We start from the raw sequence: 20,256 nt of genomic DNA on the forward strand, positions 1-20,256 counted from the left end.
GATTTATTTATTGTAATTTCTCTGGCCAAAAATCGCTGAGCCAATACGTACAGAATTTGCGCCGCATGCAATGGCAATAGGGAAGTCATCACTCATTCCCATGGATAAAGTTGGTAAAGATTGTTCGGAAGACATATCGTCAAAAAGCACCTTTAATGTCCGAAATTCTTTTGTGATCTGATTTTTATCAGCCGTAAAAGTGGCCATTCCCATCAAACCATCAATTTCAACATTTGGATATTTCTTCTCCAAATAATCGCGAAAAATATGTTTTGCTTCCTCAATTTCTAAACCAAATTTAGCATCCTCTTCTGCAATTTTTACCTGAAGCAAGACTTTAATTTTTCTGTCGTTTTTAAGGGCCTGCTTATCAATTTCTTCCAGCAGTTTTTCGGAATCAACACTCTGAATAGTATCTACAAAAGGTGCAATGTATTTTACTTTATTGGTTTGAAGGTGACCGATCAAATGCCACTGAATATCCTGTGGAAGCTGCGAATATTTCTCCACCAGTTCCTGCACCTTGTTTTCTCCAAAGACTCTTTGTCCCAAATTATAAATTTCCTGGATCTCTTCGGCGGCATGGGTCTTAGAAACTGCCACAAGCTGAACATTTTCGGGGATTTTAGCCTCTATTTTTTGATAATTCTCTTTAATATCTGAAAAATCCTGCATAATTTTAGTCAATAGGTAATTTATGAAAAACTTGAAAAAATTTAATTGGGAAAATTAACGATTATAAGTTTTAATTGCAAAAATTTTGCAGAAAAAACAAAAAAACATTTTTTACTTGAATCTTTAGGGTGTTTTCACGCTAAACTACGATTGTTATAAATGTTACATTTGTGATAATTTTTATAAAAACAACGATGAGCAACCTGGAAAAACATTTGATCGACGCGAGCGTTACTGCAGAGATGGCAGAAGCCTATGTGAAAAGCAATTATGCAGAAATTAATAAAAAAAGACCTGCAGCAAAACCAGATTCAAAAGAATACAGCATCGATTTAGAAGTTTTGCAGGAATATTTAAGACTCATAAGCGGGGAAATGGAATCCAGAGGAATTTCCAGTAAAGGAGTTAAAGTTACGCTGGGAAAATATCCGGATAAATCGGATGATCCAAAGTTAAAACCGGAGTATCAGGGATATCAAATGATCTTTTTTTCTCCCGTTGATTTAAATCCAAATCACGATAAGAACAAAGCATCTGCAATGGAAAACAGTACTACAGCAATGGGTGAAATTCCGGATTTAAATTATATGAGTATTACGCCACCTTTTTAATAAAAAATGATGGTTTGGAATCGGGAATTTGCAGGATTTATTGTAGTCATTTTAATGATTCTTTCTTTTATATTATTAATTGTTAAAAGGAAAAATTTAGAAAAAGGAAGTAATTATTTTATTGCTGCGATTGGTGTGATGACTATTATTGAAGTTTTTTGCATCTTCAAACGATTTTTTAATACGACCTACAATTCGTCCAGTTTATATGTGATAGGAATAAATTTAATTGTATTCCTATTATTCTTTTTGTATTTCCACAGCATCTTAAAATCTCAGAAATTAAAAAGAGTAAATCTTATTATTATCTTTATCTTCCTTTTAAATTATATAGTATCTGCATTTTTGGTTGATGATTTTTTTACGAAGTTTCCGTTTTTCAGCTACTTTGTAGAAGTTGTTCTTTTAACAGGAAGTATTTATTTGGTAATGTCTCAAACCTTCAACTCAGACAAAATTTTGGCATTGGGAAGTTACTTTCCTGTGTGGGTCTGTTTAAGTTTACTGGTGACTTATCTTGGGGTTTTACCCTTATTAATAGTTAGCAATTCTGCCGCATACTTGATGAATCTGAATATATTTTTCGCTATATTATTCCTGGTAAATGCAGCCGGATATTCGATTTTGCTCTATGGTCTTTTCAAAGCAAAAAAAGAGAATTAATTTTTTAATGATGAAATTTTCTGAAACTGATTTACTCATTATTTTAAGCACTTTTATCATTCTGATTGTAGTTTTAATGATGGTTGCTATTTATGGCGTCTTTATCAAAAAAAAGTCGGAACTTTTACTCACCCAAAAAATAAAAGAAGCTGCCTTTGAACAGGAGCTGGCAAATTCGCAAGTCGAGATAAAAGAACAGACGCTCAATTATATAGGTCAGGAGTTGCACGACGATCTGGGACAAAAACTTTCTGTTGCAAGGCTGATGACCAACAAAATCACCTTGTCCAGTAATTCAGAGCAAAAAGAAATTGCAATGGAGATCAATCTATTGATCGGAGAGTGTATTCAGGATATTAGAAATTTATCTAAAGTTTTTATTACGAAGCAAGTAGAACATTTCGGATTTGTAGAATCTTTAGAAAGAGAAATTTTCAGAATTCAACGACTTAGGCTAATGGAAGTGGATTATAAAATTAATAATCACGATCTGGAAATTGTTTCTAATCATGCGCTTATTCTTTTTCGGATCGTTCAGGAATGTATCAACAATGTGATTAAACATTCTAAATCTAAATGCATTCAATTGATTGTAGAAGATGAGCAAGATCAGATCGAAATTGAGATAAATGACAGCGGTATCGGTTTTAACACTAAATTTGAAGAAGACGGCAGTGGTTTAAAAAACATGGCGAGCCGCGCAAAACTGATTAACGCTGATTTTCGAATAAATTCTACAGAAAATAAAGGAACTAAAGTTCGGATCACCTATAATAAATAACGACTATGGAAAAAATTAAAATTGCGATTGTAGATGACCATAAACTGGTTTCGAAAGCACTGGAAAATATGATTTCTTTTAATTCCAATTTCGAAGTTATTATGAATTGCTTTAATGGACAGGACTTTTTAGACCAGCTTCGGATAACAAAAGTACATCCAGATGTCATTTTAATGGACATTAATATGCCAATTAAGAATGGCATCGAAACTACCGAAGAAATTACCAAGGAGTTTCCTAATCTAAAAGTAATTGCCTTAACGATGGAAGATAACGAATCAACGATCATTAAGATGTTACGGGCAGGTGCGAAAGGATATTTGCTGAAAGATATGTCGCCGGATATTTTGTTTGATGCTATTGACATTGTACACAAAAAAGGCATATTTTACACCGATCTGGTGACCCAAAGTCTCCTGAAAATTAAAACGGAAGAAAAGTTTATGAATGAACTTCACGAAACTTTAAAAGAACGTGAACTCGAATTTATAAAATTGGCCTGCTCAGAATTGACTTACCGCGAGATTGCTGATCAGATGTTTTTAAGTCCCCGAACTATTGATGGTTACAGAGATTCTGTCTTTGTAAAATTGAATGTTAAAACGAGAGTTGGGATCGTGTTATTTGCGATTAAAAATAATCTTTCCTAAAAATAGGGTGATTTCACTCTAGCATCGTTTTTCTGTTTGCAGTACTTTCGTCCTGTAAACACTACACACAAATAATGAAAAAAGAAAACCGGTTTTAAATCGGTTTTTTTTTAAAAAATGCTCCTCTTCAAAGTCATCATTCAGCTTCCTCAGATGTCTCTTTATTCCACAAATTATTTTTCTTTAAGTAAAATTTCTTTCAATTTTTGCATTCCTTCTGTTGCCGATGTTTTAAAAAAGTTTTCGTTTTTTACAAAACGATTTTCGAGTTCTGGATCGATGACAAAAATTTCGCAGTTTGCAGGCACATACTGAATTAAACTTGCAGCCGGAAATACTTGCATTGATGTTCCTATGATCAAAAAAACATCGGCGCTTTCAGCAGTTTTTACGGCATTTTCCATTTCATGAACCATTTCTCCGAACCAGACAATATGCGGACGAAGTTGAATACCTTCAAAATTCACATCACCTAAATTAAGATCCTTTTCCCACGGAATTATTTTCGACTCGGAGTTTACGGGCCGGGCTTTTTTAAGTTCACCGTGAAGATGAATGACATTTGTTGATCCCGCTCTCTCGTGCAGATCATCAACATTTTGCGTTATGATCTCTACATCAAAATATTGTTCCAGTTCTGCTAATAAAATGTGCGCCTTGTTTGGCTCGACTTCTTTTAATTGTCTTCTTCTGGCATTATAAAAATCCAAAACCATTTTTGGATTCCGGTGAAAACCTTCGGGACTCGCAACATCTTCAATATTGTGATTTTCCCATAAGCCATTAGAATCTCTGAATGTTTTCACCCCACTTTCCGCAGAAATTCCAGCCCCGGAAAATACCACCAATTTCTTTTTCATCTCAATTTTTTATAAAAATACAAAATATAAATTGTGTTTTTTATCCTGAATTTTTAAATAAATCTTATTTAAATTTGTACAGTTAAATATCGAAATCAACGAATATATGGACGGATTAAATTTAAGAAAAGCTGAACTAACCGATATCGATAAGATCTGGGAGATCTTAAAACAGGCAATTGAAAGAAGAAAAAAAGACGGAAGTAAGCAGTGGCAAGATGGTTACCCAAATGTAGAAACGATAGAAACTGATATTCGGAACGGAGTAGGATTTGTTTTAGATCTAAACGGAGAAACAACTGCTTATTCAGCAGTCATCTTTGATATTGAACCTGCTTATGAAGAATTAGAAGGAAATTGGCTAAGCGAGGGAAAATACGTCGTCGTTCATCGCGTCGCTGTTTCCGAAAAATTCATCGGACAGGGAATTGCGACTCAATTATTCTTGAAGATTGAAGAGCTGACAAAATCACGAAATGTTTTTAGCATCAAAGTAGACACGAACTTCGATAATCTGGCCATGTTGAAAATTCTGGATAAACTTAATTATACCTATTGTGGCGAAGTTCATCTTCGGGGCGGCGTTAGAAAAGCATTTGAGAAAATTTTGAAATAATAAGATTTTCATTCAATAATTTATAAGAAGAATCGGAATAAAACCGACCTTAAATCACTAAATTTGTTAAATAAAAATAAAAAAAAATGTCAAAAAAAGCAATCTTAGCTATTCTCGACGGATGGGGATTAGGTACAGATTCTAAAGTTTCAGCAATTGCTCAGGCGAACACTCCATTTATAGATTCCTGTTTTGTAAAATTCCCACATACTACTTTGGAAGCGAGCGGCATTGCCGTTGGTTTACCCTTCGGACAAATGGGGAATTCTGAAGTTGGACATATGAATTTAGGTGCAGGAAGAGTTGTTTATCAAAACTTGGTCAAGCTTAATTTAGCGGTAGAAAACGCAACTTTAGGAAAAGAAAATGTAATTACAGAGGCATTTGATTATGCTGTAAAAAATAAAAAGAACGTCCATTTTATCGGACTGGTTTCCGATGGCGGCGTGCATTCCCACATCAATCATTTAAGAGGACTTTTAACCGCTGCCCACGAAAATGGTTTGCAGGATAATGTTTATGTTCATGCTTTTACAGATGGTCGGGACTGTGACCCGCATTCCGGAAAAGGATTTATTAAAGAACTTCTGGATCACATGGCAATTACTACCGGAAAACTAGCCACCGTTGTCGGTAGATATTATGCGATGGATCGCGATAAAAGGTGGGAACGCGTAAAATTAGCTTACGATGCAATGGTTAATGGCATTGGCGAACAAACACACGATATTTTAGCTTCCATCGAAAAATCATATTCAAATGAAATTACAGATGAATTTTTGAAACCAATGATTTGTCTTAAAGAAAGCAATTTGCCGGTCGCAAAGATTGAAAACGATGATGTAGTGTTTTGCTTTAACTTCCGTACCGACCGAGGTCGGGAAATTACCGAGGTTCTTTCTCAAAATGACCTTCCCGAATACGGAATGAGTCATTTAAATCTCTACTATGTGACCATGACCAATTTTGATAAAACTTTTAAAAATGTAAAAGTTGTTTTCGATGAAAATATATTAGAAGGGACGATGGGCGAAATTTTAGAAAAAAATGGCAGAACCCAGATAAGAGTCGCAGAAACAGAAAAATATCCACACGTGACTTTTTTCTTTTCTGGCGGACGAGAAAATGAATTTGTTGGTGAAAGAAGACTGCTTTGTCCAAGTCCGAAAGATGTTCCAACCTACGATTTTAAACCGGAAATGTCAGCGTATGATATCACCGAAAAAATTCTGCCCGAGATTGAAAACGAAACTGCAGATTTCATTTGCTTAAATTTTGCGAATACCGATATGGTTGGTCATACTGGAGTTTTTTCCGCGGCAGTAAAAGCGGCAGAAGTCGTTGATCAATGTATCGAAAAAGTAGCAACTGCGGCATATGAACACGATTATGCAGTTTTTATTCTGGCAGATCACGGTAATTCTGATATAATGATCAACCCCGACGGAACTCCAAACACGCAGCATTCCACGAATTTGGTTCCCTTAATTGTAATGGATAAAGATCGTACCTGGAACTTGAAACCGGGCAAACTCGGCGATATGGCTCCAACAATTTTAAAAGTGATGAATATTGAAATACCCGAAATAATGACGGGCGATATTTTAGTGAGTTAATTTTTACCTATTTCAAGAATATTATAAAACGGCAGATTTAAATGCCGTTTTTTTTGTTTGAAGATTTGATCTCTCTAAAATCTGTAATTGGAATTGTGTTCAAATTGTTTCTATTTAATGTTAAAGCAAAGAATTTCTAGCGCTTTTTTTTACTTTTTACAGGCTTACTTATGCACCAAATAATATTTTATCTTATCTTTGCTTTTCAATTAAAAAGTAAAAGATGTACAATAAATTAGTAAGACTTGAAGTAATGCAAAATCTGGGAACAGAAGTAGGTGACTTTATTTCTTCATATCTAACCCCCGTAGAAAAAATTTGGCAACCTAGCGATTTTTTACCGGATCCCTCTTCTAATGACTTCAAATATGATGTTGAAGAGCTACAGACTTATGCAAGAGAAATGGATTATGATTTGTTCGTAACCCTTATTGGTGACTGTATTACAGAAGAAGCTTTGCCAACTTACGAATCCTGGTTAATGGGAATCGATGGTGTTAATGTTGATGATAGTTCCAGTTCAGGTTGGGCACAGTGGATCAGAAGCTGGACTGCAGAAGAAAATCGACACGGGAATCTATTAAATAAGTATTTATATTTGTGCGGACGAGTAGATATGCGCGAAGTAGAAATTACAACGCAATATTTAATTCAGGATGGTCTGGATATCGGAACGACCATGGATCCGTACAGAAACTTTGTCTACACGAGTTTTCAGGAAACTGCAACCAATGTTTCCCACAGAAGGGTAGGATCGTTAGCCAAACAAACCGGTAACACGAAATTAGCGAAGATGTGTGGAATGATCGCTGCCGACGAGGCTCGACACGCCAAAGCATACAAACATTTTGTTATGCGAATTTTTGAAGTTGATCCATCTGAAATGATGCTCGCTTTCGAAGATATGATGCGTAAAAAAATTGTAATGCCTGCACATTTAATGCGGGAATCGGGACAGAAAGCCGGCGAACTTTGGTCTCATTTTTCAGATGCTGCGCAACGCGCAATGGTTTACACAGGTTACGATTATATCAATATTTTATCTGAATTATTAGAAGATTGGAAGATCGAACATGTTACAGGATTAAATGAAAAAGCCGAAAAAGCTCAGGAATATTTAATGAAACTTCCTGGAAGACTGCAAAAAATCACAGACAGAATTGCTACTCCAGATTTAGATCATCAGTTCAAATGGATTAAATCTTAAGACCAAATTATATTAAATTATATTTTCTGAAGAGTGGTTGAAGTTTTCAACCACTCTTTTATTTTATTACCTTTGCAAAACTGAAATTACACATCAATGAAAAGCAATAAAAAACTGGCCATTGATTTCGATGGTACTGTTGTTGACGACGCATATCCCGGAATCGGTAAACCAAAAACTTTCGCCTTCGAAACCTTAAAAAAGCTGCAGTCCGAGGGTTATCGTTTAATATTATGGACTTACCGCCACGGTAAAACTTTAGATGAAGCCGTAGAATTTTGCAAAAAAAATGGGGTAGAATTTTATGCGGTCAATTCCAGCTTTGAAGGCGAGGTTTTCGATCATGCAGAAGCTTCCCGTAAAATTGACGCAGATTTATTTATCGATGACCGAAATTTAGGAGGTTTTCCAGGCTGGGGCGAAATTTATAATATCATAAAAGATAGAATAGAATTTCGTGTTGAAGGCACCGAAGTTTTGGCCTATTCAAAAATGAAAAAGGATAAAAAGAAAGGCTTATTCTGGTAAAATAAATAAGCAATATAAAAATGTACTGATTCACTAATTAATGATCGTTACATTCTAAATAATTATTTTGGTAAATTAAGATATGATTCAATTAAAAACACTGGATGAACTTCGACTAATGCGGGAAAGTGCCCAGTTGGTTTCCAAAACATTGGGAATGCTTGCAAAGGAGATAAAACCTGGCGTAACGACTTTGCATCTGGATAATTTAGGAGGCGAATTTATTCGGGATCACGGTGGCGAACCTGCGTTTTTGGGGATGTACGGTTTTCCTAAAAATCTTTGTATTTCTCCTAATGAAGAAGTTGTTCATGGAATCCCAAACGATAAACCGCTTTTGGATGGAGATATTCTTTCCGTAGACTGTGGCGTTTATATGAATGGTTTTTATGGCGATCATGCCTATTCTTTTGAAGTTGGAGAAGTTGCACCAGAAACTAAAAAACTCTTAAAAATAACGAAGGAATCTTTGTACAAAGGCATCGAACAGTGCGTCCGCGGAAAAAGAGTTGGAGACATTTCTAACGCTATTCAGGAGTATTGCGAGAAGCACGGTTACGGAGTTGTTCGCGAATTGGTAGGTCATGGATTAGGAAGAAAAATGCACGAAGACCCACAAGTTCCAAATTATGGGAGAAAGGGTAGTGGTAAAGTTTTGAAAGACGGAATTGTTCTCGCCATCGAACCTATGGTGAATTTAGGAACCGAAAAAGTTAAATTTCACGATGATGGCTGGACGGTAACTTCAGTCGATAATTCTCCGTCCGCTCACTTTGAACACGACGTTTGTATCATTAACGGCAAACCTGTTTTATTATCTACTTATCAATTTATTTACGATGCTTTAGGAATTGTAAGTGAAGAAGAAAAACCATTTACGCTGGATTTTTAATGAAAAAAATCACGCACTTCATTTTAAATAAAATTCCAAGACCACTGTTAATAAGAGCGAGTATATTAGCTCGACCCTTAATTGTGCAGTTTTTTAAAGGAGATAATTTTACTGATCCAATTGATGGTAAATCTTATCGAAAATTTCTGCCGTATGGTTACGGTAAACAGCGAGAAAATGCGCTTTCTCCAGGAACTTTAAGTTTAGAGCGTCACCGGCAAATGTGGCTTTATCTTCAAAACGAAACCGATTTTTTTACGAAAAACTATAAAGTACTGCACATTGCTCCGGAACAGGAATTTCTGCGAAAGTTCAAGAAAATGAAAAATCTGGATTATATTTCTGCGGATCTATATTCCCCGATCGTTGATGTTAAAGCTGATATTTTAGATCTGCCTTTTGAAAATGAAAGTTTCGACATCGTTTTTTGCAACCACGTTTTAGAACATATCGAAGCCGATAAAAAAGCGATGAGCGAAATGTATCGCGTCATGAAAAAAGGAGGTTGGGGAATTTTTCAGGTGCCGATGAAGAATTCTTTAGAAAAAACATACGAAGATTTTTCCATTAAAGATCCGAAAGAAAGACAGAAACACTTTGGCCAGTACGACCACGTTCGTTGGTATGGAATGGATTATTTCGACAGATTAAAATCTGCTGGTTTTACTGTAGATATTAATTTTTATTCCAAACGGTTTTCCGAAGACGACCGCAAAAAATTTGGATTACGGGAAAATGAGATTTTGCCCGTTGTTTCAAAAAGGTAGGTGAGAAATAATTATATGATAAGTAATTATTTCCTACATATTTTAACGTCTCTCCCTTTACTTCCTGTCATTTACTTTCAGGGAAAGAAAATTAAAAAAGAAATTCATTTTCTACCCGAAGCCAAAAATCCCGAAGGTTTCATCCATAACGATTCCGTTAAAAATTTAAATATTTTATTTATTGGCGAAAGTTCGTTCGCTGGAGTAGGGTCAGATTATCATAAAAACAGTTTTGCCGGATATTTCTCCGCAGAATTAGCCAAATTACTTTCATGCAATATCAACTGGAAAGTTTACGCAAAGACTGGCTATAACATTTCTCAGATTCAGCGCAAGATCATTCCAGAAATTGTCGAAAATTCCTGTGATTTATTGGTGATCGGAATTGGAGGAAATGATACTTTTGAACTCAATCGGCCAAATCGTTGGCGTAAAAGTATTCAGCTTCTAATTGATGATTTACGCAAGAAGTTTCCGGAAAGTCCAATTTTATTTGCGCAGCTACCGACTATTGAAGCATTTCCTGCTTTTACGAAAGAGATGAAGTTTGTCCTTGGAAATCACAAGGATATTCTCGCATATCATCTTCACCAACAAGTTTTAAAAAACAAAAATGTCTATTTTCCGACCGAAAAAATAAATGTCAAAGAATGGCTGGGAAAACTCAAAGAAGGTCAAACAGTGTCAGAATTTTTCAGTGATGGAATTCATCCTTCGGAACTTTGTTATGAATTGTGGGCGAAAGATTGTGTGCAATTTCTATCGAATTCTACAATCACTTTTCCCTAAAAGATTTCGCTTTCAAGAGGAAGATTTCCTTAACAAATCTAGACATATTTTTAGCGGTCCAACAATGTTTCACTACCTTTGTGAGGATTTTGAATATTCAAGATCTTTAATTATTTTAATTTTCAATAAAAACGAATGCATAAAGCAGGATTTGTAAATATTGTGGGTAAACCCAACGCCGGTAAATCTACACTGCTCAACCATTTAATGGGGGAGAAATTAGCGATTGTTACACAAAAAGCACAAACGACACGACACCGAATTTTCGGAATTTATAATGAAGAAGATCTTCAGATCGTCTTTTCAGATACGCCCGGAGTTTTAGATCCTAAATACGGACTTCAGGAAAAAATGATGGATTATGTAAAGGATTCTTTACAGGATGCTGATGTTTTTCTTTTCATTGTTGATATTTTAGACCGCACAGAACCCTTCGAATTTTTAGTCGATAAACTGAATAAAATACCCGTTCCTGTCTTAATTTTAGTGAATAAAATTGACGAATCAAACCAGGCAGATCTTGAAAAGACAATGGAGATGTGGCACGAACGAATTCCAAAGGCTGAAATTCTGCCAATTTCTGCGTTGAAAGGTTTTAATACGCATGTGATTTTACCCAAATTAAAATCGTTACTCCCGGAAAACCCACCGTATTACGACAAAGATCAATATACCGATAAACCCGAAAGATTTTTTGTAAACGAAGCAGTTCGGGAAAAAATCTTGTTGAACTATGATAAAGAAATTCCATATTCTGTAGAAGTTGTTACAGAAGTCTTCAATGAAAAAGATGGAATTATATTTATTGACGCTGTCATCTACGTCGAGCGTGACACACAAAAAGGGATTATTATTGGTCACAAAGGTGACGCAATTAAAAAAGTTGGTACCGAAGCCAGAATAGATTTAGAGAAATTCTTTTCCAAAAAAATCCATCTCAACCTTTTTGTAAAGGTGAAAAAGGATTGGCGAAAAAATGACCGGGATTTAAAGAATTTCGGTTACAGCTAAACTAAACGTAGAAAAAATTCCGTTTAAAGAAAAGATTTTTGTTAAATTTCATAAAAAAAATATTTCATGAATTATTTTACTTCAACGAAAAGTAACGCTCAGGTTATAGATATTGTTCTTCTTGTAATACGAATATTTGTCGGTTTTGCTATGTTATCGCACGGTTTTCCGAAGCTGCAGCAATTATTTTCGGGCGACGAGATCCAGTTTTATAATTTTCTTGGGATGGGTCAAAAAACAAGTTTAATTTTAGCAGTTTTTGCAGAATTTGTTTGTTCCATTTTTATAATTTTAGGTCTTTTCACAAGATTTGCGGTTTTCTTTCTACTGATTACCATGTTTGTGGCAGGCTTATTTGTTAACAGCGGTGCTGATTTTTCGAAACGGGAAACAAGTTTACTTTACCTTTCTGTTTATTTAATGATTTTTGCTTTTGGACCCGGAAAATTCTCCATTGATCAAATGATCACTAGAAAACGCGAATCAGCTTGGTAATAGAAATTACAATGATATAATGGATGCAGTAACTTTGGTTACTGCATTTTTTTATGGTGCAATTCGAAAAATATTCGATTTTTTTTGAGAACTGCTATCGCGAAATTTTCAGATCGTTTAATAACTTATTTTCTTTTTGGATGCAAATACCGTTTTAAGACGCTGCGATTTTCCTGAAAATACTATTATTTTTATCTGTGAAACGATAAACTTAATATTATGGAATTTTTTAAAACTGAAAATGGCGTAAGTGTTCGTGCTTATCAAGGTGACGCAATTACCCTTTTAGCCTTTGATCTTACGCCGAACTTAGCCGAAAATCTGGCGGGATTTACTATTTTTTTCAAATGTGATCAGGGAAATTCAGTGGGACAATTTCTTTACAATCGCCTGACTTTTAGTGGTGATTTTATCAAGCAAAATAATATTCCGGATAATGATGAAAACTCCACTTTATATTCACCGATCCAAAAATTTAATTGGCTTCACGTGCCGAATACAAATATCACAACAAGAAAAGCAATCTTTGGAATTTATGTTTATACGATCACGCCGAGACATATCGAACACGGAAAACTGTTGCCTTTAAATAAAGACTTTTCCGTGGAAATTGACATACCTGTGAAACCTTACGAAGAGAAAAATGCATCGGTCGCCTTTACGAGAGGATTTGTCTCTTCTGTTGCTTATGCGACGAGATTTAGTAGGAAAAATAACGCAGTGCGACCAAAAATTAATGATTCCCTGACTTTCGATAATAAACAAATTGCAGATTCTGCTAAAAGATGGAATAACGCTAGACACCGATATGAGCAAGTTTCTTATACTTTCGAAGAACAGCATGAATGGTTGGGGTGGCAAGCTAGAAGTAGAATTCTCGAATTTTTAGATGAAACGGTTAAGGATAAAAAATTAAGTTTGAAGGTTTTCGCCTTCGATCTAAATGAACCGGAAATATGCAAAAGACTGTTACAACTAGCCAAAGAAAATCGATTGATGATGATATTAGATGATTCTAAAGGACACGAAGAAAGTAGCGATTGGGAAACTATTTTTGAAGAGGAATTTCTAAAAGTTGGACTGGCCGAAAATATTAAGAGAGGACATTACAGTGCTTTGGCTCACTGCAAAGTCATGATTCAAATGAATTCTGCAATTCCGAAAAAAGTTCTGACAGGTTCTGCAAATTTTTCCACAAACGGACTCTATGTCAACAGCAATCATATCATTATATTTAAGAGCACAAAAACTGCAAAACTTTATTCAGATTTGTTTGATCAATCTTTTGGAACAGAAAAGATGAAAAGTTTTAAAGGCAGCGAATCTTCAACGAAAGATCATGAAATCACGAAAACGGTGAGTTCACCCAAAATGACCTTAACTTTTGCACCACATAAAAAGGAAGATGCAGAACGAATATTCACAAGAATAAGCAATTCTATTGAAAATGTAGAAACCACCGACATTCTTTTTGCGATTATGAATGACCGAAGCGCCGGAAGCATACTCAGTTCGGTACGGAAACAAATAAACAATGAGAATGTTTTCAGTTACGGAATAACCGATACGATTGGCAAGAACGACGAGGATTTTGCAATTTTTCTTTATAAACCAAATTCCAGAAAGGGAATCCGAGTTGCAGCTCGGGGAATTGAAAATAATTTACCGGAACCTTTTGGAACGGTTCCTAATATCGATGGTTATGCGATCCATCACAAATTTATCGTCGTTAATTTTAAAGGTAAAAATCCCGTAGTTTATTGTGGAAGCAGCAATTTGGCCTTTGGTCCGGAACAAAAAAACGGAGATAATCTGTTAGAAATTCACGACAAAAATATCGTCACCGCTTTTGCAATTGAAGCCTTGCGGCTTGTTGATCATTTTCACTGGAGAAACACAAAATTAAATAATACAGAGCATCTTTATCTGGACGAACTCAAGAACAGCAAAAAGTGGTTTGACTCGTGGATAAAAGAAGGTGATCTTAAATGCAGACAGCGGAAACTGTATATTACGAAGTAGTTATAAATAAGACGACAGTTATTTACTTAACTTTAAAAACAAATTCTATTTAACATAATATAAATTATAGGACTTTTTAAAGCCTTGCGTTTTTAGTTAAAAAAGTATTTGTCAACGTCTATTGATAATTAAAACAAGTTTGTAATTTTGTCAATTGATCATTTACGTATTCCTCTTCTAAATTTATCTTTAGCGTATCCTCAGCAATTAGTATGATAAGCCTTTTTATTAGAGATTGTTGAAAATTATAGCTCTGTTTACATTTGAATCTTTTCAAGTTGTAATTTATTTTTTTCTATTTTTTATCATGGAAAATTTTAATGAGCATCGGAAAAACGCTGAACAAAAACTTGTCTAAAGTTTATAAACTAAATTTTTACAATTGACTTATATAATTCCTGTATCATTACAATTGCTATGTTTTTTTTGCTTAAAATCTAAATTACTTTCTAAAAATTATAAATAAGATCTAATATCTCATCGGAGTTAACGTCTTGCAAATAGTTCTTTAAATTGAAAATCGTTAAATTTGAATTCTAATTAATATTTCCCCTTTCAATGAAAAAATACATTTTAGCCTCATTTACAGTACTCGCGATCACAAGCTGCGAAAAAAAATCGAGCGAAATAACTGATATTCAAACCACACCACCCGATTCTGTAGTAATTCCAGAAAATGCAGAACCTGTCGCCTCATCTACACTTCAAACCTGCTATATGGGAACAACTGGCAAAGATTCTGTCTTCGTTTCATTAGATGATAATTTGGGAACACTTACCGGAAAGTTAAGATATAAAAATTTCGAAAAAGACAGCTCTTTCGGTGATGTCATGGGAACTCAGAACGGCGATACGCTTAAATTGAACTACACTTTTCAGTCTGAAGGAATGACTTCTGACCGCGAAATTTATTTCCTGAGAAAAGAAGGAAATCTAATTGAGGGAATTGGCGATCATAAAGTAGAAGGCAAAAAAGACCTTTATGCAAATACTGCGAATCTGAAATATGATGGACAAGCTTTGAAACAGATAGATTGTAAGGATTTCGAAAAAAAATTCAGTAATAAATAAAGTCACTTTTAAATAAATAAAAGCAACCTCACTCGGTTGCTTTTCACTTTAGAATAGCTGTAACATTCGCCGAAAAAACCTTAAAGTAAGAAAAAGTTCTCTTTCATGACGTAAATTTTAATTCTATAATTTTCTCTTCAAAATAAGTTTCATCAATTTCCTGTGTTATGTCTCAAAAGTAGAAAATAAGTATTATTTTTGATAGATATGAAAGTTGACGATTCTAAAAATAAACAGAATTTACAGGAATTAATAGAAACCAAAGATTTCGTGGAGCACGTTTCCGTGGACTGTGCAATTTTCGGATTCCACAACGGAATAATGAAGGTTTTGCTTTTAAAATATCGTGATCTGGAGGTTTGGTCTCTTCCCGGAGGTTTTGTCTTCAACAACGAAGATCTGCACGATGCAGCTTCCCGAGTGCTCTACGAAAGAACCTATTTGGCAGATATTTTTCTGGAACAGTTTCATACCTTTGGCAAAGTGAACAGAACCGAAAATAATGTCCACCAGATTTTACTCAAAAATAAAAATATTGAAGTTCCGAAAGATCACTGGATCTTTCAGCGGTTTATCACAGTTGGATATTGTAGTTTAATCAATTTTTCAATGGCAGATTCCTTACCTGATACTTTAAATGAAACGTGTGAGTGGTTTGAAGTCAATCAACTTCCACAAATGGCTTTTGATCATGCAGAAATTGTAGAAGTAGGCTTAAAACATATCCGAAAAAATATAGATACACAAATCGTCGCAAGTAATTTACTGCCGGAAAAATTCACAATGAAAGAGTTGCGGGATGTTTATGAAACGGTACTGGACGAAAAATTCCGCAGAAATAATTTCCAGAGAAAAATTCTGGCGCTGAATTCCTTGGAACGTTTAGAAAAATTTTTCGATGGTTCTGCCAACAAAGCGCCTTATTTATACCGGTTTGTAGATAAATAATAATCTGTTCGTTTATTTACTTTAAAAATTTCTTCATCATTTCAAAAAATCTTAATTTTAAACAAAACAAAAATATGTCATATTATCCTCTTACTACCCTTCCTGATTACTATTTAATGGATGAACTTTTGACCGATGAGCACCGATTAATTAGGCAGTCGGTTAGAGATTGGGTAGAAAGTTTTATAATGCCGAAAATCGACGACGCCGCACAAAATCATACCGATATTCCGAACTTGATGAAAGAATTGGGTAAAATTGGTGCTTTGGGTCCTTATATTCCGGAGGAATATGGTGGTTCGGGATTAGATCAAATTTCTTATGGATTAATTATGCAGGAATTAGAACGTGGCGATTCCGCAATTCGGTCTGCAGCCTCTGTTCAAAGTTCTTTGGTGATGTTCCCTATTTTTGAATTCGGATCCGAAGAACAAAAGAAAAAATTTCTGCCGCATCTAGCGTCTGGAGAAATGATTGGCGCATTTGGTTTAACAGAACCTAATCATGGTTCAGACCCAAGTTCTATGGAAACGCATTTCGAAGATAAAGGCGATCACTACTTGCTGAATGGCGCAAAAATGTGGATCACTAATGCTCCGGTTTGCGACATTGCCGTAGTTTGGGGAAAAAACGAAGCTGGAAAAGTACAGGGTCTAATCGTTGAAAGAGCTTTTGAAGGATTTACCACACCGGAAACCCACAACAAATGGAGTTTGCGAGCTTCGAAAACGGGTGAACTGGTTTTTAATAATGTTAAGGTTCCGAAGGAAAATCTATTACCAAATGTTACTGGATTAAAAGGACCTTTGTCTTGTCTGAATTCCGCTCGCTACGGGATTTCCTGGGGCGTTATTGGGGCAGCAGTTGATTGCTATTGTACCGCTGTTCAATATTCTAAAGAGAGAAAACAGTTCGGTAAACCAATCGCGGGATTCCAGTTGCAACAGAAAAAATTAGCAGAATTTTTAACCGAAATTACGAAAGCACAGTTGCTTTGTCTTCAGTTAGGAAGGCTTAAAAACGAACATAAAGCAACGCCTGCACAAATCTCGATGGCGAAAAGAAATAATGTAAAAATGGCGATCGATATCGCGAGAGAATCCCGCCAGATTCTTGGCGGAATGGGAATTATGGGAGAATTTCCGATGATGCGACACGCTGCCAATTTAGAATCGGTGATCACGTATGAAGGAACGCACGACATTCACTTACTGATTACAGGAATGGATATAACGGGTATTAACGCTTTCGAATAAAAATAATTAAACCTTCAAGATTTCTTGAAGGTTTTTTTTTCTTGAAAATTCCTGATTATTTCTACCAACTCACCTTCTCCTCTTCTACAAAATCGAGTTCTGGGTTAAGAATGTCCGTGATCACATTTTTAATTGATTTCATAGGTGTTTCCAGTAATTTTAAAGAGATTTCGCTGTCTGCAAAAATACTAAGATTCTGGACGCCTTTATTCACCTCGGCAAAACTCCAGATTCCACATTCTACAAAATTTTCTACGGTTTTCTTTTCCTTCAAAACAGAATATGCATAAATGCATAATTGCATCGCCTGCTTATAATCATCCCGGAAAAAAAGCTGTTCTAGTTTTTCTATATCTTCCGCTTTTTTAGGAGCAGCAATCGAAAGATTTTTCGTTTTCGCTGTTTTAAAATCGATAATTCTTAAGTTCCCGTTCAATCTATCTATTCGGTCTATGAAACCATAAAAAGAAACTTTATCGGTTTGCGCATCATCCAGATAAAAATCGATGCCTTCAAAATTTCCTTCAACACTCAAAATCTCTAAAGTATTTCCCTGGGAAACCAATTTTTTATCAAAATCCAAAACGTTCCGCACTACTCTTTCAGCGATCGATCTGTGAATAAAGTTCATTCCTTTTTCATAAAATTCAATCTGGTGATTTAATTTTTCAATGGCAATATTAATCGATTCAATTACCGCTTCATTTGAAAGTTCTAAATCCTTAACCGTTAATTTTTTACCAAGTAATTTTTCGTAGATATTTTGGAGCGCATAATGCACCAGATTACCGTAACTTCTTTGGGAAAGTTCTTCTTCAATTTCGTTAGTTTCTCTCGTACTTAGAATTTTGGTCAGGTAAAAATCAACAGGATTATAGAGATAAGAAGTCAAATGAGACGCTGAAACACGACTTTTCCACCGCTCTAGTTTTTCCAGAACTTTTGGCGTTTTCTGAATTTGAATTAGTTCCTGTTGAATAGGATCAGAGGTATTTTCGATAATGATATTTTCGATTTGATGGTGCTTATCTTCAATTTCCATCTGCGTTATAAAACGGCTTTTTTCTCCTGTATTTACGCCGGAACCTAAAGCGTTGAACAAAAGGTGAACATTCTGTGAATCCTGAAGCAACCGATAAAAATGATACGCATAAATACTGTCATTCTCTAAAAAAGTATGCAGCTCGAAATGCTGGCGGACATCAAAAGGAAGATAGGTGTTCTGTGAATTTCCGAGCGGTAATTTACCTTCATTGGCAGAAAGTAGAATTACGTTTTCAAAATTTAAAAGTCTGGTTTCCAAAAGTCCCATCACTTGCAAACCTTGGAGTGGTTCACCTTGAAAATCAATCGTTTCTGAACTGACTAGTTGATTGATCAAAACTTCCAGCGTTTCCATTTTAATTTCAAAAGAATAAGGAGAGATCTGGTTCTGAATAATTTTGAAGCTTTTTTCGAAATGTGCGATATTTTCGTAAAGAATATCGTCTAGATCTCTAAATTTCAATTCATAACAAAACTTAATGAGTTGATCTAAAAATTCTTTGATAGACGACGGTTTCTGAAAAAGTTGAAAGTAAGAAAGTTCGGATAAAAACTCAGAGAATTGCTTTTTCGAAATATAAACAATATTTCTTTCCTCAATTTTTATTTTGAAGTTGGTGATAATTTCCTGGTCGATCTCCGCATTCGGAAGTTCCTCTAATACCGACAAAACATCATTGTAATAATAAGAGGAATCTTTTTTCTCTAATTGTTTCTGAAGATAAAAAAGCTGTTTCATCGCATTACTGAAAGCCAGATTCTTCAACGGAAATCCCATGGTAATATTTAGATACTGTACCGCGTTCATCGCATCTAAACTGGCCGGAAGCAGATTTTCATCTAATAAAACAACGGCGGTGTTGGAAAGATTTTCGTCATCAATGTCTTTAAAGATTTCTGGCAGCACTTTGGCTTGGGTAATATTTCCGGAAACTTCGTAAACTTTTATATTCTTTGACTGCTCAAAATCATTTTCAATCCAGTGAAATGGTCTGTTTTCTGTAAACTCTTTCCACGTTTTGTGATTGCGTAAAAATTTTCCGGCTTCCTGCCTTTCATCATTAAAATAATACGCATCTGCCTGAAAAAAACATTGTGCTTTATCCCACTGCATTAGACTTTTTACTAATTTTTCCTCTGCTGGAGTAAAGGCATTGAAACCGCAAAAGACAAATTTCTGTTCTGTATTTTGAGCAAAATTTTCGATCTTACTTTTTGCAGATTCATGAATCATTCCGGAAGTTGCCCAATGCTTATCGGCGAGTTTTTGCTTCAAGATCGGTAGAAAAATATTCATTTTCTGCCAGAAATTTAAAAATTTGCGGCGCGGAGTATCTTGAGAATCTCCTAAGTTTTCGGACCAGTTTTTAATTCGTTCCTCATCAAACATATATTCGAGAACGGCTTTGTCGCTGTCTGAGAATTTTAAAATATCATCCCAATCCTTCAAAAGCGTGGGAAACCATTTTAAAAAATTAGCAAAATCTTCGGAAGGGTGAGATTCGTGATAAATTTCAAAAGCGAAAAGCCAAAGGGCGATTCCCTGCAAATGTTCTTTTCCGGAGATGTCTCTTATCAGATCTTCGATGGTGAAAAAATTCGGTAGAAAACCGGAATATTGCTTTTCTCGCAGTATTTTCTTGATGAAAACGATAGGTCTTTTTCCTGGAAGAATAATGTTTACTCCAGATAAATCTGGATATTGATCTAAGAGTTCGGTAAGAATTTTATGGAGAAATTTCATGTAAAAATGG

General features: G+C 35.1%; 20 protein-coding genes. 17 read left to right on the forward strand and 3 right to left on the reverse strand.

Features of this window, described 5'->3' with window-relative positions:
• Window positions 1-3 precede the first annotated feature (3 nt).
• Entirely contained in the window at window positions 4-675 is a 672-nt protein-coding gene (locus ACZ9HT_RS14060) for a YggS family pyridoxal phosphate-dependent enzyme (protein WP_476041126.1), read from the reverse strand.
• Between the two features lie 194 nt (window positions 676-869).
• Here ACZ9HT_RS14060 and ACZ9HT_RS14065 point away from each other — a divergent pair, with 194 nt between their 5' ends.
• Genes ACZ9HT_RS14065 through ACZ9HT_RS14080 form a run of 4 tightly spaced genes read left to right on the forward strand, consistent with a single transcriptional unit; the run spans window position 870 to window position 3,380 of the window.
• On the forward strand, window positions 870-1,286 hold the full coding sequence (locus ACZ9HT_RS14065) for a hypothetical protein (RefSeq protein WP_476041127.1): 417 nt from the start codon (window positions 870-872) through the stop codon (window positions 1,284-1,286).
• A gap of 6 nt (window positions 1,287-1,292) precedes the next feature.
• Window positions 1,293-1,949, forward strand: coding sequence for a hypothetical protein (locus ACZ9HT_RS14070; protein WP_476041128.1), 657 nt, complete (start codon window positions 1,293-1,295; stop codon window positions 1,947-1,949).
• 7 nt (window positions 1,950-1,956) lie between these two features.
• Window positions 1,957-2,730, forward strand: coding sequence for a sensor histidine kinase (locus tag ACZ9HT_RS14075; RefSeq protein ID WP_476041129.1), 774 nt, complete (start codon window positions 1,957-1,959; stop codon window positions 2,728-2,730).
• 5 nt (window positions 2,731-2,735) lie between these two features.
• Window positions 2,736-3,380 (forward strand): response regulator transcription factor, encoded by a 645-nt coding sequence (locus ACZ9HT_RS14080; RefSeq protein ID WP_476041130.1) that lies wholly within the window; start codon window positions 2,736-2,738, stop codon window positions 3,378-3,380.
• A 173-nt stretch (window positions 3,381-3,553) separates the two neighbouring features.
• On the opposite strand, the gene ACZ9HT_RS14085 is transcribed toward ACZ9HT_RS14080, so the two are convergent.
• A complete protein-coding gene (locus tag ACZ9HT_RS14085; RefSeq protein WP_476041131.1) occupies window positions 3,554-4,240 on the reverse strand; it encodes an SIR2 family NAD-dependent protein deacylase in 687 nt (228 codons plus the stop codon).
• A gap of 106 nt (window positions 4,241-4,346) precedes the next feature.
• Here ACZ9HT_RS14085 and ACZ9HT_RS14090 point away from each other — a divergent pair, with 106 nt between their 5' ends.
• From ACZ9HT_RS14090 to ACZ9HT_RS14150, 13 genes are all read left to right on the forward strand, one after another.
• Window positions 4,347-4,856, forward strand: a complete 510-nt coding sequence (locus ACZ9HT_RS14090; RefSeq protein ID WP_476041132.1) for an N-acetyltransferase family protein — start codon at window positions 4,347-4,349, stop codon at window positions 4,854-4,856.
• Window positions 4,857-4,942: 86 nt separating this feature from the next.
• Window positions 4,943-6,472 carry a 2,3-bisphosphoglycerate-independent phosphoglycerate mutase gene (gene gpmI / locus ACZ9HT_RS14095; RefSeq protein ID WP_476041133.1) on the forward strand — a complete coding sequence of 510 codons (1,530 nt, stop codon included), beginning with the start codon at window positions 4,943-4,945 and terminating at the stop codon, window positions 6,470-6,472.
• Window positions 6,473-6,695: 223 nt separating this feature from the next.
• A complete protein-coding gene (locus tag ACZ9HT_RS14100; RefSeq protein ID WP_476041134.1) occupies window positions 6,696-7,679 on the forward strand; it encodes an acyl-ACP desaturase in 984 nt (327 codons plus the stop codon).
• 96 nt (window positions 7,680-7,775) lie between these two features.
• Window positions 7,776-8,207, forward strand: a complete 432-nt coding sequence (locus tag ACZ9HT_RS14105; protein ID WP_476041135.1) for a BT0820 family HAD-type phosphatase — start codon at window positions 7,776-7,778, stop codon at window positions 8,205-8,207.
• A gap of 82 nt (window positions 8,208-8,289) precedes the next feature.
• Window positions 8,290-9,099, forward strand: a complete 810-nt coding sequence (gene map, locus ACZ9HT_RS14110) for a type I methionyl aminopeptidase (RefSeq protein WP_476041136.1) — start codon at window positions 8,290-8,292, stop codon at window positions 9,097-9,099.
• Window positions 9,099-9,866 (forward strand): class I SAM-dependent methyltransferase, encoded by a 768-nt coding sequence (locus ACZ9HT_RS14115; protein ID WP_476041137.1) that lies wholly within the window; start codon window positions 9,099-9,101, stop codon window positions 9,864-9,866. Before map ends, ACZ9HT_RS14115 begins: the two co-directional genes overlap by 1 nt.
• 15 nt (window positions 9,867-9,881) lie before the next feature.
• The gene (locus tag ACZ9HT_RS14120) at window positions 9,882-10,655 is read left to right on the forward strand and encodes an SGNH/GDSL hydrolase family protein (RefSeq protein ID WP_476041138.1); all 774 of its coding nucleotides are present in this window, start codon (window positions 9,882-9,884) and stop codon (window positions 10,653-10,655) included.
• Window positions 10,656-10,790: 135 nt separating this feature from the next.
• The gene (gene era / locus ACZ9HT_RS14125) at window positions 10,791-11,666 is read left to right on the forward strand and encodes a GTPase Era (RefSeq protein WP_476041139.1); all 876 of its coding nucleotides are present in this window, start codon (window positions 10,791-10,793) and stop codon (window positions 11,664-11,666) included.
• Between the two features lie 66 nt (window positions 11,667-11,732).
• Window positions 11,733-12,161 carry a DoxX family protein gene (locus ACZ9HT_RS14130; RefSeq protein ID WP_476041140.1) on the forward strand — a complete coding sequence of 143 codons (429 nt, stop codon included), beginning with the start codon at window positions 11,733-11,735 and terminating at the stop codon, window positions 12,159-12,161.
• Window positions 12,162-12,380: 219 nt separating this feature from the next.
• The gene (locus ACZ9HT_RS14135) at window positions 12,381-14,183 is read left to right on the forward strand and encodes a phospholipase D-like domain-containing protein (protein ID WP_476041141.1); all 1,803 of its coding nucleotides are present in this window, start codon (window positions 12,381-12,383) and stop codon (window positions 14,181-14,183) included.
• Between the two features lie 558 nt (window positions 14,184-14,741).
• Complete coding sequence (locus tag ACZ9HT_RS14140; RefSeq protein ID WP_476041142.1) at window positions 14,742-15,254, forward strand: hypothetical protein; 513 nt, start codon at window positions 14,742-14,744, stop codon at window positions 15,252-15,254.
• 207 nt (window positions 15,255-15,461) lie between these two features.
• The gene (locus ACZ9HT_RS14145) at window positions 15,462-16,202 is read left to right on the forward strand and encodes an NUDIX hydrolase (RefSeq protein WP_476041143.1); all 741 of its coding nucleotides are present in this window, start codon (window positions 15,462-15,464) and stop codon (window positions 16,200-16,202) included.
• A gap of 74 nt (window positions 16,203-16,276) precedes the next feature.
• Window positions 16,277-17,458 carry an acyl-CoA dehydrogenase family protein gene (locus ACZ9HT_RS14150; protein ID WP_476041144.1) on the forward strand — a complete coding sequence of 394 codons (1,182 nt, stop codon included), beginning with the start codon at window positions 16,277-16,279 and terminating at the stop codon, window positions 17,456-17,458.
• Between the two features lie 61 nt (window positions 17,459-17,519).
• Here ACZ9HT_RS14150 and ACZ9HT_RS14155 read toward each other — a convergent pair whose 3' ends face one another.
• Window positions 17,520-20,246 carry a PD-(D/E)XK nuclease family protein gene (locus tag ACZ9HT_RS14155; protein ID WP_476041145.1) on the reverse strand — a complete coding sequence of 909 codons (2,727 nt, stop codon included), beginning with the start codon at window positions 20,244-20,246 and terminating at the stop codon, window positions 17,520-17,522.
• Window positions 20,247-20,256 lie beyond the last annotated feature (10 nt).

The organism is Chryseobacterium sp. UYP7 (assembly GCF_056279225.1).

Coding starts and splice junctions, on each gene's coding strand:
- ACZ9HT_RS14060 (WP_476041126.1), bottom strand. CDS start 675: ATGCAGGATTTTTCAGATATTAAAGAGAATTATCAAAAAATAGAGGCT.
- ACZ9HT_RS14065 (WP_476041127.1), top strand. CDS start 870: ATGAGCAACCTGGAAAAACATTTGATCGACGCGAGCGTTACTGCAGAG.
- ACZ9HT_RS14070 (WP_476041128.1), top strand. CDS start 1,293: ATGATGGTTTGGAATCGGGAATTTGCAGGATTTATTGTAGTCATTTTA.
- ACZ9HT_RS14075 (WP_476041129.1), top strand. CDS start 1,957: ATGATGAAATTTTCTGAAACTGATTTACTCATTATTTTAAGCACTTTT.
- ACZ9HT_RS14080 (WP_476041130.1), top strand. CDS start 2,736: ATGGAAAAAATTAAAATTGCGATTGTAGATGACCATAAACTGGTTTCG.
- ACZ9HT_RS14085 (WP_476041131.1), bottom strand. CDS start 4,240: ATGAAAAAGAAATTGGTGGTATTTTCCGGGGCTGGAATTTCTGCGGAA.
- ACZ9HT_RS14090 (WP_476041132.1), top strand. CDS start 4,347: ATGGACGGATTAAATTTAAGAAAAGCTGAACTAACCGATATCGATAAG.
- gpmI (WP_476041133.1), top strand. CDS start 4,943: ATGTCAAAAAAAGCAATCTTAGCTATTCTCGACGGATGGGGATTAGGT.
- ACZ9HT_RS14100 (WP_476041134.1), top strand. CDS start 6,696: ATGTACAATAAATTAGTAAGACTTGAAGTAATGCAAAATCTGGGAACA.
- ACZ9HT_RS14105 (WP_476041135.1), top strand. CDS start 7,776: ATGAAAAGCAATAAAAAACTGGCCATTGATTTCGATGGTACTGTTGTT.
- map (WP_476041136.1), top strand. CDS start 8,290: ATGATTCAATTAAAAACACTGGATGAACTTCGACTAATGCGGGAAAGT.
- ACZ9HT_RS14115 (WP_476041137.1), top strand. CDS start 9,099: ATGAAAAAAATCACGCACTTCATTTTAAATAAAATTCCAAGACCACTG.
- ACZ9HT_RS14120 (WP_476041138.1), top strand. CDS start 9,882: ATGATAAGTAATTATTTCCTACATATTTTAACGTCTCTCCCTTTACTT.
- era (WP_476041139.1), top strand. CDS start 10,791: ATGCATAAAGCAGGATTTGTAAATATTGTGGGTAAACCCAACGCCGGT.
- ACZ9HT_RS14130 (WP_476041140.1), top strand. CDS start 11,733: ATGAATTATTTTACTTCAACGAAAAGTAACGCTCAGGTTATAGATATT.
- ACZ9HT_RS14135 (WP_476041141.1), top strand. CDS start 12,381: ATGGAATTTTTTAAAACTGAAAATGGCGTAAGTGTTCGTGCTTATCAA.
- ACZ9HT_RS14140 (WP_476041142.1), top strand. CDS start 14,742: ATGAAAAAATACATTTTAGCCTCATTTACAGTACTCGCGATCACAAGC.
- ACZ9HT_RS14145 (WP_476041143.1), top strand. CDS start 15,462: ATGAAAGTTGACGATTCTAAAAATAAACAGAATTTACAGGAATTAATA.
- ACZ9HT_RS14150 (WP_476041144.1), top strand. CDS start 16,277: ATGTCATATTATCCTCTTACTACCCTTCCTGATTACTATTTAATGGAT.
- ACZ9HT_RS14155 (WP_476041145.1), bottom strand. CDS start 20,246: ATGAAATTTCTCCATAAAATTCTTACCGAACTCTTAGATCAATATCCA.